Annotated in this window: 12 protein-coding genes; 2 read left to right on the top strand and 10 right to left on the bottom strand. The window is 62.0% G+C overall.

The features are described 5' to 3' along the window. Positions 1-3: 3 nt before the first annotated feature. Genes V6607_RS12390 through V6607_RS12365 form a run of 6 tightly spaced genes read right to left on the bottom strand, consistent with a single transcriptional unit; the run spans position 4 to position 3,492 of the window. Positions 4-780: a DNA-binding domain-containing protein gene (locus V6607_RS12390; protein ID WP_102368640.1), complete on the bottom strand. Its 777-nt coding sequence runs from the start codon at positions 778-780 to the stop codon at positions 4-6. Beyond that, entirely contained in the window at positions 777-1,628 is an 852-nt protein-coding gene (locus V6607_RS12385; protein ID WP_134327647.1) for a DUF692 domain-containing protein, read from the bottom strand. Before V6607_RS12385 ends, V6607_RS12390 begins: the two co-directional genes overlap by 4 nt. A 56-nt stretch (positions 1,629-1,684) precedes the next feature. Next, complete coding sequence (locus V6607_RS12380; RefSeq protein WP_003211275.1) at positions 1,685-1,957, bottom strand: hypothetical protein; 273 nt, start codon at positions 1,955-1,957, stop codon at positions 1,685-1,687. A gap of 24 nt (positions 1,958-1,981) precedes the next feature. Further along, positions 1,982-2,749, bottom strand: a complete 768-nt coding sequence (locus V6607_RS12375) for an alpha/beta hydrolase (RefSeq protein WP_003211274.1) — start codon at positions 2,747-2,749, stop codon at positions 1,982-1,984. A gap of 45 nt (positions 2,750-2,794) precedes the next feature. Beyond that, the gene (locus V6607_RS12370; RefSeq protein ID WP_003211272.1) at positions 2,795-3,223 is read right to left on the bottom strand and encodes a DoxX family protein; all 429 of its coding nucleotides are present in this window, start codon (positions 3,221-3,223) and stop codon (positions 2,795-2,797) included. After that, the gene (locus V6607_RS12365; protein ID WP_003211270.1) at positions 3,220-3,492 is read right to left on the bottom strand and encodes a DUF2282 domain-containing protein; all 273 of its coding nucleotides are present in this window, start codon (positions 3,490-3,492) and stop codon (positions 3,220-3,222) included. The genes V6607_RS12370 and V6607_RS12365 overlap by 4 nt, the downstream gene beginning before the upstream one ends. A gap of 576 nt (positions 3,493-4,068) precedes the next feature. On the opposite strand from V6607_RS12365, the gene V6607_RS12360 reads away from it, so the two are divergent. After that, entirely contained in the window at positions 4,069-6,900 is a 2,832-nt protein-coding gene (locus tag V6607_RS12360; RefSeq protein ID WP_134326195.1) for a winged helix-turn-helix domain-containing protein, read from the top strand. Between the two features lie 116 nt (positions 6,901-7,016). Here V6607_RS12360 and V6607_RS12355 read toward each other — a convergent pair whose 3' ends face one another. The 3 genes from V6607_RS12355 to V6607_RS12345 all read right to left on the bottom strand — a co-directional run bounded on the left by V6607_RS12355 (position 7,017) and on the right by V6607_RS12345 (position 9,507). Next, the gene (locus V6607_RS12355; RefSeq protein ID WP_043225222.1) at positions 7,017-7,466 is read right to left on the bottom strand and encodes a hypothetical protein; all 450 of its coding nucleotides are present in this window, start codon (positions 7,464-7,466) and stop codon (positions 7,017-7,019) included. Between the two features lie 80 nt (positions 7,467-7,546). Beyond that, entirely contained in the window at positions 7,547-8,827 is a 1,281-nt protein-coding gene (locus V6607_RS12350) for a HAMP domain-containing sensor histidine kinase (protein WP_134326194.1), read from the bottom strand. Beyond that, entirely contained in the window at positions 8,824-9,507 is a 684-nt protein-coding gene (locus tag V6607_RS12345) for a response regulator transcription factor (RefSeq protein ID WP_003211262.1), read from the bottom strand. Before V6607_RS12345 ends, V6607_RS12350 begins: the two co-directional genes overlap by 4 nt. A 213-nt stretch (positions 9,508-9,720) precedes the next feature. Here V6607_RS12345 and bamA point away from each other — a divergent pair, with 213 nt between their 5' ends. Next, positions 9,721-12,093 carry an outer membrane protein assembly factor BamA gene (gene bamA / locus V6607_RS12340; protein WP_134326193.1) on the top strand — a complete coding sequence of 791 codons (2,373 nt, stop codon included), beginning with the start codon at positions 9,721-9,723 and terminating at the stop codon, positions 12,091-12,093. A gap of 696 nt (positions 12,094-12,789) precedes the next feature. On the opposite strand, the gene V6607_RS12335 is transcribed toward bamA, so the two are convergent. Further along, a complete protein-coding gene (locus tag V6607_RS12335) occupies positions 12,790-13,674 on the bottom strand; it encodes a LysR family transcriptional regulator (protein WP_134326192.1) in 885 nt (294 codons plus the stop codon). Between the last annotated feature and the right edge of the window lie 33 nt (positions 13,675-13,707).

Below are 13,707 nucleotides of genomic sequence, written 5' to 3'. Positions count from 1 at the left end.
GGTTTATAGCTCCGAAAAATGCGACACAGAAAGGTCTTCAACGACCCCCACAATCAACTCGCTGCCGATCCAGCCGGCCAACAGCTCACCGGCTTTCGCGACGCCCTGCTCTTCCCCCAGGCGCGCTACCAGAAACTCGCACAACCCGGCAAAACTGCCGTCGCCTTGCAGGTGCACCAAGGCCTGGAACTCCAGCGCATCGACCTGGCGCAAGCGCGAGGTGAACTGGCGGCGCCACACCAGCAGCCCACCGGCCTCGGCCAGCATCAGCGCCTCGGGCGCCGGGGTTTGCTGCCACAATGCCGACCAGATCGCCTCGGCGTTGGTGGTCAGCCCATGGCAGCGCAGCGACGGCGTGAGTTGCAGGCGTGCCGTGTCCCAATCCACCGACGCCAGCACGTCCATGGGCAACGGGCTGGCATCGGCGGCGACAAACGCTTCATTGAGCGACGACTCGATCCAGGCCAGTTCATGCACGTCGGGATTGTTGGGGAACAGTTCGCCCAGGGTCAGGTGAAAACCCTCGGGATAGACGTCCAGGGTCCAGGCATGGGGCGGATGCCGGTCGATATGGCTGACGCACGCGGCCAGGAACGCCTCGTCCCCGACCCAGCGCCGCAGGTTGGGAAACGCCTGTTCCAGGCAACCCACCAATTGCGCGCGGTAGTTGTTCTGATACACCGCCAGTCCCGCGGCCTTGTTACCCAACATCTCGGCCGACTGCTCCGAGGCACTCACCAGCCAGGTATGAAAAGCCTGCTGCCATTGCGCGAGATTCATGAGCGCACCTGCGCACGCTTGTAGGCCTCGGAGGCACCGAGCATGCGGGCGATCGACAGCTCCTCCAGCAGCTCTGCCAGGGGCGGGATCTCGTCATCGCGCTCGATCATCGTGGCGACCGGGCCGAGCAACGCAACGGCCTTGGCATACAAGTCCCAGACGCCATCACACACCGGGCTGTCGTGGCTGTCGATCAGCAAATCGCGGCCCTGGCTATGGCCGGCCAGGTGAATTTGCCGGACCCGCTCGGCCGGAATCCCGTCGAGAAACGCGAGAGCGTCAAAGCCATGGTTGCTGGCGCTGACAAACACATTATTGACGTCCAGCAACAGCTCGCAGCCGGTGCGCCGGGACATGGCGGCGATGAATTCCCACTCGCTCATGGACGCGCCATCAAAGGCCAGGTAGCTGGACGGGTTTTCAAACAGCATCGTGCGGCCCAACACTTCTTGAGCCCGGTCGATATTGGCGCAGACCCGGTCCAATGCCTCATGGGTGTAAGGCACCGGCAACAGATCATGGGAGTTGAAGGCCCCACTGCGGGACCAGCTCAAGTGGTCGGACACAAACAGCGGTTCGATCTCGTCCACCAGCGACTTGAGGCGTTTCAGGTAATCGCGATCGAGGCCCTCGGCCGTGCCGATCGACATCGACACCCCGTGCAGCGCCACCGGATACCGCTCGCGAATCTGGCGCAGGATGTGCCGGGGCTGGCCGCCCGCGACCATGAAATTCTCGGAGATCACTTCAACGAAATCCACCGCCACCGGGTTCTCCAGGAACTCGCTGTAGTGTTCCTTGCGCAGCCCCAGGCCATAGCCTGGAAAACGCGGGTTGGGTGTCGGCATCATGTGGTCTCCGTTGCATAAATAGGCGGCGGGCCCAACCTGGGCCCGCCGGGGTGTTACTTCGGTTCGGTAGTGGTGCCGCCCAGCTTCAGGCACTCGGACGGGGTCTTGACGACAACGCCCTGGCCCTTGCAGCTGTTGAGGCCCTTGCAATCGTTCTTGGCCGTGGCGCACAGGCTTTCGCCCTTGCAGTTGTTCACGCCGTAGCAGCGACCCGGCTGTTCCGGCTGGTCGGCGGCGCTGGCGGCGGCCGCGAAGGAAGCGGACGCCATGGCGATCAGGGCGGCAGCAGTGGCAAGGCTCAAGCGGGATTTGATGGATGTGCTCATGGGTATTACTCCTCGGGGTGGGGTTTATTTGATGACGGATGCCGCGTCTTCGATGACCTTCGCCACAGCCTCGGGCTGGGAGATGTACACCGAGTGGCTGGCCTTGATTTCAGTGACTTTCGAGCCGGCGCGCTTGTACATCCAGCGCTGCAGATCGGGGCTCAGGGCACGGTCTTCGGTGGACACCACGGCGTAGGTCGGCTTCTTGTGCCAGGCCGCGGCCCACACGGTGCCGCCGAACAGCGCGGTGGTGGCCGGCACCTGGGAGGCGGCCATGAAGTCGGTGCGGTTGGTGGTCAGGTCGGCAGCAAAGTCGGCATTGAACTTGGTGCGATCAAAGAACAGATGCCCGTCGCGGGTCTGCATCACGTCATTGCTCGGCGCCGGCATCGACGACAGCAGCTGGCTCATGTTCTCGCCGACTTCCGGTTGCAGGGCCGAGACATAGACCATCGACTTGACCTTGTCGCGGTCACCGGCAATCGAGATCACCCCGCCGCCGGAGCTGTGACCCACCAGCACCACCGGGCCGACCTGCTGCTCCAGCACTTCGCGGGCCTCGGCCACGTCGGCGGCGAGGCTTTCATGGCCCTGATGCACCACGGTGACCTTGTAGCCCTTGTGAATCAGGATGTCGTGCACCACTCGCCAGCCGGAGCCGTCGACAAAGGAACCGGGCACGATCACCACGCTTTTACCGGTGCCCGGCTGGGGCTTGGCTGCATCGGCGGCCGAGGCCACCAACGGTGTAGCGAGTGCCATGGCGATCGCCAGGGAAGAAAGAATACGCATGCGACTCTCCACAGGCCTTGGGGCCTGATCATTGTTGTGAAAGGGTTAACGGCGTTGGCCGGACAGCACGCGGTCCAGTGACCAGGCCCCGCCGCCATACGCCAGCAGCGGCAGCAACAAGCCCGCCCAGGTCAGGTGGGTCGGCCAGGCGTCGGGGTATACGAACACCTCGATCACCAGGGTCATGCCCAACAGCGCGGCAGCCGCCGGGCGGGTCAGCAGGCCCAGCACCAGCAACAGCGGGAACAGATGCTCGGCGTAGGTCGCCAGGTGCGCTGCCCAGTCCGGCGGCACCAGCGGCAAGGCGTATTCCGAGCGAAACAAGGTGTAGGTCGACGGCTTGAGCTGCAGGAAACCGGTCACCTTGGTGCGGCCCGAGAGGAAAAACACCGAAGCGATCCCGAGGCGGGCCACCAGCAACAGCAGCGCCTCAGGCAGCACACGCTTGAGCACCGCAGGGGCCAGGGCAATCATGGTTGTTCCGTCAGGCTGCCGAAGCCTTTGGGGGTTTTGATCTGGGTGCAGGTGCCTTTGTCCACCAGCACCCAGGCGTTGCCCTGGTAATCCGCCTTGGCGGTGCCGGCGCAGGAAGTCCCGGCACCGGCGGCGCAATCGTTGGCACCGGCGAGGGACACGCCGAAGCATTTTTCCTGAGGCTTGGCATCCTCGGCATGGGCGGTGGCGGCGAAGGCACCGAGGGACAGTGCGAGGGTGGCGGCAAGGGCTGCGTAATGGCGCTTCATTGTTGAATCTCCTGGCTTGACTGAATGTGGCCAGGGCGCTTGTGCGGTGAGTGACCGCCTGCGCCATCTGGTAGACAGATTTAAAGCCAGGCGTGTATCCCGTCTGTGTCGCGTTCCCTCCTTCTATTCATGCCGGTGTATCAGGTGGGTGCTGATACACAGTCTGATACACAGCCAAAAAAACCACGCCAAACCACCGCCGTTTTATTCGGCATCCCGAACGACACAATTAGAAATATTCGCCTTTCCGAACACCCACCTTCCCCCGCTTTCGACGACCTCAAAAATCCCCATAAATTTCATACGGTTGTTGTCATCTTTGTTACATGCCAACTGGCATACATTCTGCTACATCAGGTTTTCTAGTAATAAAATGTTTCTAAATTGAAACAGTCTCATCGCCTGAAACCCAACGGCCCCGCGCCCTATAACAACGTCCATGCCCCAAAGGAGGGCGACAACTCTCACCTTTTTGATCGACTTCAACTCTCCAAGCCTGCTGCCGCACGTAAGCACCCAAAAGGGCGAATGGCCTGATCGCCAATAACAAGCCCGACTACAAAAAAGGACAAATTGATGAGTTCGAGCAAATCCCCCGCAGTGTCCTTCACGGACCTCGTCCCCCAGGCCCCGGACCACACCGAGAATGCAATCGGTTTTGGCCCCTTTCTCTTGTTGGCGCGCCAGCATGTATTGCTGCGCAACGGCGAGCCGGTGACCCTCGGCAGCCGCGCCTTGTACTTGCTGATCGCCCTCGCCAGTCGGGCTGGCGAGTTGCTGGAAAAGTCCGAGCTGATCTCTTTCGCCTGGCCCAAAGTGGTGGTGGAGGAATGCAACCTGCGCGCGCAGATCGTTGCGCTGCGCCGGGCGCTGGGGGATGACGGCAACTTCAGCTACATCGTCACCGTGCCAGGCCGGGGTTATCGGTTTGTCGCGCCGGTGACGATGCAGGCGGTGGGTGAAGGCGCTATGACCCAGGCCCTGCTGCCCGCCCCGACAGTAGAGGCACCGAACCTGCAACCGGCGCCCACCACGGTGATTGGCCGCGAACAGCTGATCCTGAGCCTGGCCGACCAGGTACTGAGCCAGCGTTTCGTGACCATCACCGGCCCCGGCGGCATCGGCAAGACCACCGTGGCCCTGGCCGTGGCGCAGCTGCTGCAGGGCCGCTTTCACCAGGGCATGTGCTTCGTCGACCTGGCCCCCGCCACCAGCGGCCAATGGGTGGCCGGCATGCTCGCCAACGCGCTGGGCATTCAAAGCGTAAGTGACGAGCCCTTGCAAAGCGTGGCCTCGATGCTCGCCAACAGCCCGTTGCTGCTGGTGCTCGACAACTGCGAGCACGTGCTGCAAGCCACCGCCGACGTCGTCGAAGTGCTGCTGCGCTGCGCGCCCCAGTGCTGCGTGCTGACCACCAGCCGCGAACCGCTGCGGGCCGAAGGCGAACGGGTGCACGACCTCGCACCGCTGCTGGTGCCGGACGAAGACGTGAACTTGAGTGCCGAGCAAGCCATGACCTGGTCGGGCATCGCGTTGTTCATCGAACGGGTCAAGGCCCTCGACCCCGCCTTCGTGTTCAAGGACACCGACGTCGCCGCCGCCAGCGCCATCTGTCGCAAGCTCGATAGCAACGCCCTGGCCATCGAAATCGCCGCAGCGCGGGTCCGCACCTTTGGCATCCAGGACCTGGTGGGGTTGCTCGACGGCAGCTTCCGCCTGCAAATGACCGGCCGGCGCACCGCCCTCGCCCGCCACCGTTCACTGAGCGCGACCCTGGACTGGACCTACTCGATGCTCACCGGCGACGAACAGGCCATGTTGCGCCAACTGGCGGTGTTCACCGGTTCTTTTACCCTGGACGCGGTCAAGGCCATGACCGCCAGCAGTACCCTCGATGCCCGCAATGCCCTGCCCTTGCTGGAAAGCCTGATGGACAAGTCGCTGCTGATCGCCGGTGAATCGCAGTTGCTCAAGCGCTACCGCCTGCTGGAAACCACCCGCGCCTACGCCCTGGAGAAGCTCAACGAACACGGCGAAGCCGATGCCACCCGCCAGCGTCATGCACTGTATGCGCTGGGCGTATTGCAGGAAGCCGGGCAGACCCTCGACGGGCTTTCTCCCGAGACCTGGATCGGCCTCTACGGCCCGGAAATCAACACCATCCGCACCGCGCTGGAGTGGGCCTTTTCAGCCTCGGGCGACCTGCCCACCGGCATCGAACTGACCCTGGGCGGTGTGCCGCTGTGGCTGCGCCTGTCGCTGGTCAGCGAGTGCCGCACCTGGGTCGACAAAGGCCTGGCCAGCGCCGCCACCACCCCGCTGCCGCTGCCGCTGCGCCAGCGCATGCTGTTGCAAACCGCCCTGGCCAGCGTGCTGATGCTCACCTATGGCACCGGCGGGCCAATGCGCGAAGCCTGGCGCCAGGTGCGTGAAGACGCCCGCGACCTGGGCGATGCCGAGCACAAGCTGCGGGCGCTGTGGGGCCTGTGGAGTGACCGCTGCGGCTGCAACCAGTACGCCGAAGCACTGGAATTGGCCGAGCGCTACATCAGCCTGAGCCACAGCGACAACCAGCAACTGCTGGGTAAACGCATGCGCGCGCTGGCGTTGTTTCACATGGGCGACCTGGCCGGCGCCCGACAGAATATCGACGAGGCACTGGGGTCACCGTCAGCGCCGCGCTCGCATATTATCGACGTGCATTTTGACCAGCGCATCGCCGCCCGCTGCCTCAAGGCACAGGTGCAGTTGCTGGAAGGCGATGTCGACCCGGCGCTGCGCCTGATCGGCAGTTGCGTCGATGAAGCCATCACCCTCGATCACCCCGCGACCCTCTGGTACACCCTGTGCCTGGGGGCAATTCCCCTGGCGCTGTTGGCGTCCAACCTGCCCAAGGTGCGGTACTACCTGGGCTTGCTGCAAGACAGCACGACCCAGCAGGACCTGCACATCTGGCGTCAGTTTCGGCTGTGCTTCGAGAGCATCCTGCTGATCCGCCAGGGGTCGCCCGAAGAAGGCGTGCCGTTGCTGGGTGAGGCCTTGCATCACCTGCATGGCCAAGGCGATAGCCAGCTTTATAGCTTGCTGCGTTGTGAATACGCCCTGGGGCTGGCGCGGCTGGGCCTGGAGAAACTGGCGCTGGAGGTATTGGAAGACACCCTGCAATTGGCGCTGGGCCGGCATGAGCGCTGGTTCGTGCCGCAGATGTTGCGGATCAAGGCGCAGCTGATTCTGCGCCAGGCCCAGTACGGGTCGGTGGACAAGGCCAAGGTGTTGCTGCGCCAGGCGTGGGTGGATGCGCAGTTGGCCGGGGCGCATTTCTGGCGGGCGCAGATTGCCAGTGACCTGGCCAGGTTGCAGGAGCCGAAGATGCGGATTGCTTCGTTGCCAAGGTTTCAACACCGGTAGAGGCTGCCGGCAGGTAACGGTAAAAAGAGGACGGTAAAAAGGGGACAGATTTATTTTATAAATAAATCTGTCCCCTTTTCGCTGCTTTTCGCTCTTTTTGAACTCCGGCAGCCGCGCTATTGATCCGCCGCATAAATGACGGTTTGCGCACTGTCGGGTGCAGCGGGTCGGCGGGTGAAGTAGGTGTCGCCTTCATCCGTATGAATCTCGTATTCAAACTTGCTGGTCGCGCGGCCCGTGGCGGTGGCGTGCTTGATGATCTTCAGCACACGCTGGAATTTCACACTTTGGGTGCCGTTCTGGTTGGGCCCGGTGAGCACGTTGACGCTTTGAAACCAGCCGTCGTTCTTCTTGTTCGCCACCAGGGCGCCGGTCATGGCTTCAAACCGCTCCAGCCGGGTAAAGCCCCACAATGTCTGCTCTTCCACGGTTTGGCCGAGGGCCGCAGAGCCGGTAAACACGAACAGGTTGATCGCCGGGCTGTCTTCACAGAAGAAATCGTAAGGCACCAGGCCGTCGACCATTTTCTTGCCGGCCACGAAGCCTTTTTTGTGCACCTGAAACATCGCCACCTCCACGCCAATGGCGTCACTGAACATCAGCTCACGCAGGAGAAAAGTCTAAAGGCGCAGGGCGTACAGGGCGGTCAAGCCAATGTAATATCGTGTAAAGATCCCACCCGAGGCAGGATGATTTCCACGCTCAACCCGCCGGACGGCTCGTTGTGCGCCTCGATGGTGCCGCCATGCATTTCCACGGACCTCAAGGCGATCGCCAGGCCCAGTCCGAAACCGGCATCGGTGTCATGCGGGCCACGTTCGAAAGGCTCGAAAATACTCCGCAACCGCAGGTTTTCAACGCCCGGACCCTGATCGGTGATCAATACCCGCAGCCAACGGGTGTCGGGGCTGACCTCCGCCGAAACCCGCACCGTGGTATCAGGCTGCGTGTAGCGCACGGCATTTCGAATGACATTTTCGAAACACCGATACAGCAGCTCGCCGCTGGCCCGACTGACAAAGTCCGGACACGCCTGCAAGCTGACACTGCAGCCTTTGATACCCGCCTCGAACTGAGCATCCTCGACAATCACGGCCAGCAATTCGACGATATCCACCGGCTCGCGCTCGATGCTTTCGGGACGGCCCTGCACACGCGCCAGGGTCAGCAGCGCCTCGATCAGCGTGTCCATGCGCGCCGATTCACGCTGGATGCGCCCGAGCATTTCCTGGCGTGCCGGGTCTTGCTGCAACAGCCCGATGGCCACTTGCAGGCGCGTCAACGGTGAGCGCAGTTCATGGGAGATGTCGTGCAACAGCTGTTGCTGGGCCTCCACCAGCAGCTTGAGCTGGTTGGCCATGCGGTCGCAGTCTTCGGCCAGGTCGACGATTTCATCACGGCGCTTGCCCATCATCGGCCGCACCCGGGTTTCGAAGCGGCCCAGCGCAACGTCGCCCATCGCCCGCCGCAGATAAGCCAGCGGCCACGCCAGGTAGTAGGCCATGTACCCACTGAACAGCGCGCTCATCAGCGTGCCGATGATCAGCGGGATCCAGTGGCCCAGGCGCCCGGGTTCGTGGGGAGGATGGGAAGACCTGAGAGACAGCGTGGCCCCGTCCTTGCTGATCAGCGACTTTTCATAAGCCACCTGCGAGACCGGCGTGCCGGCCAGCAATTGACCGGCACTGTCATAAACGCCAATGGCTTGGCCGTGGGGTGGCTGCCACACCGCCAGGAGCTGGCGGCCCGACTCGACACCGTACTGTTCCAGCAACTGTTCTTCGCTGGCCAGGATCGCATCCAGATGATGGTCCCCGGGGCCCAGGCTGCCCGCCACGAGAATGCTCAAGCCCACCAGGAACGTCAGGCTGGTGGCCAGCCAAAAGGCCAGGAACAGTTTCCAGAACAGCCGGCTGGGTTTCATCATTCGGCGATCAACAGGTAACCGAGGCCACGCACGCTCTGGATCCAGGCCTTGGCATCCGGGCGCGGGCCCAACTTCTGGCGAATGCTGCTGATATGCACGTCGATGCGCCGGTCATAGCGGGTCAACGGGCAGCCCAGGGCATTGAGCGACAGGTCCTTTTTGCTCACCACCTGGCCGGCGCACCGGGCCAGCACTTCAAGTAGGCTGAATTCGGTACTGGTCAGCCCCAGTGCGCAGCCTTTCCAGAGGGCCTGGCGCTTGCCGGGCCAGAGCACCAGGGCGCCGGTCTTGATCACGTCAGCGGCCGGCGGGTCCACGGGCTGCACCCGGCGCATGATCGCGCGCAGCCGCGCCACCAGTTCACCCGGGGAACTGGGCTTGGGCACATAATCGTCCGCGCCGAGTTCCAGCCCGGTGATCCGGTCGATGTTGTCGCCCCGGGCCGTGAGCAACACCACCGGCACCTGGCTGCTGGCCCGGATACGCCGGAGCACCTCGATGCCCGAGAGCCTGGGCAGCATCACGTCCAGCACCACAATGCTGTAGCGCCCCGACAACGCCTCAACTTCACCCTCCTCGCCGGTGTGCACGCAGGTCGCCTCAAAGCCTTCATGCTCCAGGTATTGGCCCAGCATTTCAGTCAGTTCCTGGTCATCGTCGACTAGCAATACGCGGATCATGGCGAGCTCGTGAAAGGGTACCCCCACAGTATCGCCCAGCCTCATCGCCCCGGGGCCAACCTTTACCTAACTTGACACTTGGTTAACCGCACCAAACCCGCGCCGCTCTTATGCTTGCCGTCCACCCGTCTGGCCGCGTTGTGGTGACCCGTCTGCGGCGAGTCATCCCGGCGCGCTTGCGCTGCTTGTCGATGTGTTCTGGAAAAGATCTTGATGAATTTTTCGCGCCTGCTCTGCTCGGTTGCGCTGCTGCTCAATGTCACACTTGCACACGCTGAAGCCTTCAAAATCTCGGATATCCGTATCAACGGTCTGCAACGGGTCTCGGCGGGCAGCGTGTTTGGTGCCTTGCCGCTGAACGTGGGGGACGAGGCGGATGACCGACGGCTGGTGGATTCCACCCGTGCGTTGTTCAAGACCGGCTTCTTCCAGGACATCCAATTGAGCCGCGACGGCACGGTGCTGATCATCAATGTGGTCGAGCGCCCATCGGTGTCCAGCATCGAGTTCGAAGGCAACAAGGCCATCTCCACCGAAGACCTGCTCAAGGGCATGAAGCAGTCGGGCCTGGCCGAGGGCGAGATCTTCCAGCGCGCCACCCTGGAAGGCATGCGCAACGAACTGCAGCGCCAGTACGTGGCCCAGGGTCGCTATTCGGCCACGGTCGACACCGAAGTGCTGCCGCAGCCGCGTAACCGCGTGGGCCTGAAGGTCAAGATCGACGAAGGCTCCGTGGCCGCGATCCAGCACATCAACGTGGTGGGCAACCACGTGTTTACCGACAAGGAACTGATCGGCACGTTCACCCTCAAGACCAGCAACTGGCTGTCGTTCTTCACCAACGATGACAAGTACGCCCGTGAAAAACTCACCGGGGACCTGGAACGCCTGCGCTCCTATTACCTGGACCGTGGTTATATCAACATGGACATCACCTCGACCCAGGTGTCCATCACCCCGGACAAGAAGCACGTCTACATCACCGTCAACATCAACGAAGGCGAGAAATACACGGTGCGTGACGTGAAGCTCAGCGGCGACTTGAAAGTGCCCCAGGACCAGCTTGAAGCCCTGTTGCTGGTGCAGAAAGGCCAGGTGTTCTCGCGCAAGCTGATGACCACCACCTCGGACCTGATCACCCGGCGCCTGGGTAACGACGGCTACACCTTCGCCAACGTCAACGGCATGCCCACGCCCCACGATGAAGACCACACCGTGGACATCGTGTTTGCGGTCGACCCGGGCAAACGGGCCTACGTGAACCGCATCAACTTCCGTGGCAACACCAAGACCGACGACCAGGTGCTGCGCCGGGAAATGCGCCAGATGGAAGGTGGCTGGGCGTCGACCTACCTGATCGACCAGTCCAAGGTTCGCCTTGAGCGCCTGGGCTTCTTCAAGGAGGTCAACGTCGAAACCCCGGCCGTGGCGGGGGTCGACGACCAGCTTGATGTGAACTACGCGGTCGAAGAACAAGCGTCCGGCTCGATTACCGCCAGCGTCGGTTTTGCCCAGGACGCCGGGCTGATCCTCGGCGGTTCGATCACCCAGAACAACTTCCTGGGCACCGGGGATTACGCCAGCCTGGGCCTGACCCGCTCGCAGTACCAGAGCAAGTACAACATTGGCTTTACCAACCCCTACTTCACGCCGGACGGGGTGAGCCTGGGCTATAACGCGTTCTACAGTGCCACCGATTACAACAACTACTACGACGATGGCAGCGGTGTTTCCTACTACTCCATCAACAGTTACGGCCTGGGGGCCACACTCGGCTACCCGATCAATGAAACCTCGCGGTTGAGTTTCGGCCTGACGGTGCAACACGACAGTATCGACCCGGGCATCTACAGCTCTGATGAGATCTACGATTTTCTTCAGCGCGAAGGCAGTGAGTTCACCAACTTCAAGGCCAACCTTGGGTGGTCGGAGTCGACGTTGAACAAAGGCGTGATGCCGACCCGTGGTTACTCGCAGAACCTGAACCTGACGGTGACGCTTCCGGGCAGTGACTTGAGTTTCTACAAACTCGATTATTCCGGGCAGACATTTGTGCCGATCACCAATTCGACGACGCTGCGTTTGCATACCAAGCTCGGTTACGCCAACGGGTACGGCTCGACGGACGGCCTGCCGTTTTATGAAAACTACACGGCCGGGGGTGAAGGTTCGGTGCGCGGGTTTGAAAGCGGCACGCTTGGGCCGCGCAGTACGCCGGCGACCGGGGCGTATGCCAGTGCGGGCCAGCAGTACTACAGCGACCGCAGTCCCGAGGCGTTGGGGGGCAACATCCTGATTACCGGGGGGGCGGAATATCTGTTTCCGATGCCGTTCCTTAAAGATAATAAATCGGTGCGTACGTCTGTGTTCTGGGATGTGGGTAACGTTTATTCGGACAAGTGTGCCCTCAGTACTACCCAGGGTTGTAATGGGGTTGACCTGAGTCAGCTGGGTGCATCTGTGGGGGTTGGGGCTACGTGGTACAGCCCGTTGGGGCCGTTGAGTATCAACCTGGCGTTGCCGGTTCGTACGCCGGAGAATGCGACCAAGCAGGTGTTCCAGTTCTCCATGGGGCAGAATTTCTGATCTGCCTGGGTACATATCCGTTTTTGCGGTTATGGCCGCTATTGGTTCCGCTCTTACAGCGGCTCACTTTTGAAAAGCGCAAAAGTCCAGTTCGGCCAGCGTGGTTTAACGGGGCGCCCAAGATCAAGATCAAAAGCAGATCAAGAGCACAGCGGCCTACCGGCCGGCTTGAGTGTTTAAAAGCCAAATCAAAAGCTAAAGCGGGCACGGTCCAAATGTGGGAGCGGGCTTGCTCGCGAAGGTCGTTAACGATGACGCGGGCATTCTGGATGAACGCGGCGCTCTCAGGTTTTTCGCGAGCAAGCCCGCTCCCACAGAAAAGCAGCTCTGTTTTCGCTCTGGTCTTTGCTTTTGCTTTTAACACTCAAGCCGGCCGGTAGGCCGCTGTGCTCTGATTTTGATCTGCGGGCCCCGTCAACCACGATGGCCGCAAGTAGGCACGGTGGAGCGGGTAAATCGGCAAGGATGCCGATTTAGCCGCGCCGGGCCATGGATGGCCCGTCGCGGCGGCCCGCGGAACCGGGCCGGAGTGCGGGCATGCCGAGCCTAGGCGAGGCACCGAGTGGTGGGGCAAAGACCTTTTGGTTACTTTTGGCTGGGCCGGCATTCCGGGCGTTTGCCAAAAGTGACCCGCTGTAAGAGCGGAACCATAAGCCGCCGTTACCTAAATAACGGATATGTACTCAACCCCAACCCCTAGCGAAACCGCGCGATCACCGCCTCCACCACCGGGTTCGGCCGCTGGGTATTCCAGGCGACGGCCGTGGTCACCACATTGAGCTTCTGGCTCAACGCCCGAAACACCACATTGGCCGGCGCCAGCTTCTTCAACGACGCCGGCACCAACGCAATACCCTGCCCATAGCTGACAAACGCGATCTGCGAAGCCACCGACCGCACTTCATGCAGCACCCGAGGCGAAAACCCGCTGGCACGACAGGTAGCGATCAAATTGTCGAAATACACCGGACTGACGTTGCGCGAAAACATCACCAACGGCTCATTCGCCAGGCTCGACAAACTGATCCGCGTACGACTCGCCAACGGGTGATCCGCCGGCAACGCCACCACCAGCCGGTCCTCCGTCAGCGGCAATGACTGCACCGAAGCCCCAAGGTCACCATCCAGCCGGGCAAACGCCAGGTCGATATCCCCGGCCTCCAGCGCCGGCAACGCCTCGACGCTGTCGATTTCCCGCACCGACACCGTGAGCTGCGGGTAATCAAGCTTCAGTTGCTCGATCAACCCCGGCAGCACATCAAACATCGCCGTGGAAATCGCGCCGATGGTCAACATCCCCGACTGCCCCGCCACCGCTTCTTCCACGGCGAGTTCCAGGCGCTCCAGCTGCTCGGCGAACTTGCGCACCGCCGGCAGGATCGCCGCGCCCACCGGAGTCAGCTTGGCCCCCCGTCGGGAGCGGTCGAACAGCTTGACCTTGAGCGCCTGCTCCAGCACCTGGATCTGCTCGCTCAGCGGTGGCTGGGACATGCCGAGGCGCTTGGCCGCACGGCCAAAGTTCTGCTCTTCAGCCACGGCCAGGAACAACCAGAGGTGACGAATCAGGCGAAAGTTGATCATGGTCTTATCCATAGGTTAAGCGTATGCAAGGCT

The sequence above is a fragment of the Pseudomonas sp. KK18 genome, assembly GCF_037094675.1.
Taxonomy (GTDB): Bacteria; Pseudomonadota; Gammaproteobacteria; order Pseudomonadales; family Pseudomonadaceae; genus Aquipseudomonas.
This window is presented reverse-complemented; position numbering and strand designations above follow the sequence as displayed.

What these genes read in the sequence shown, in the direction of transcription:
- V6607_RS12375 (WP_003211274.1), bottom strand. Translation starts at nt 2,749, where the DNA reads ATGCGTATTCTTTCTTCCCTGGCGATCGCCATGGCACTCGCTACACCG.
- V6607_RS12350 (WP_134326194.1), bottom strand. Translation starts at nt 8,827, where the DNA reads ATGATGAAACCCAGCCGGCTGTTCTGGAAACTGTTCCTGGCCTTTTGG.
- V6607_RS12355 (WP_043225222.1), bottom strand. Translation starts at nt 7,466, where the DNA reads ATGTTTCAGGTGCACAAAAAAGGCTTCGTGGCCGGCAAGAAAATGGTC.
- V6607_RS12390 (WP_102368640.1), bottom strand. Translation starts at nt 780, where the DNA reads ATGAATCTCGCGCAATGGCAGCAGGCTTTTCATACCTGGCTGGTGAGT.
- V6607_RS12360 (WP_134326195.1), top strand. Translation starts at nt 4,069, where the DNA reads ATGAGTTCGAGCAAATCCCCCGCAGTGTCCTTCACGGACCTCGTCCCC.
- V6607_RS12370 (WP_003211272.1), bottom strand. Translation starts at nt 3,223, where the DNA reads ATGATTGCCCTGGCCCCTGCGGTGCTCAAGCGTGTGCTGCCTGAGGCG.
- V6607_RS12345 (WP_003211262.1), bottom strand. Translation starts at nt 9,507, where the DNA reads ATGATCCGCGTATTGCTAGTCGACGATGACCAGGAACTGACTGAAATG.
- bamA (WP_134326193.1), top strand. Translation starts at nt 9,721, where the DNA reads ATGAATTTTTCGCGCCTGCTCTGCTCGGTTGCGCTGCTGCTCAATGTC.
- V6607_RS12365 (WP_003211270.1), bottom strand. Translation starts at nt 3,492, where the DNA reads ATGAAGCGCCATTACGCAGCCCTTGCCGCCACCCTCGCACTGTCCCTC.
- V6607_RS12380 (WP_003211275.1), bottom strand. Translation starts at nt 1,957, where the DNA reads ATGAGCACATCCATCAAATCCCGCTTGAGCCTTGCCACTGCTGCCGCC.
- V6607_RS12335 (WP_134326192.1), bottom strand. Translation starts at nt 13,674, where the DNA reads ATGATCAACTTTCGCCTGATTCGTCACCTCTGGTTGTTCCTGGCCGTG.
- V6607_RS12385 (WP_134327647.1), bottom strand. Translation starts at nt 1,628, where the DNA reads ATGCCGACACCCAACCCGCGTTTTCCAGGCTATGGCCTGGGGCTGCGC.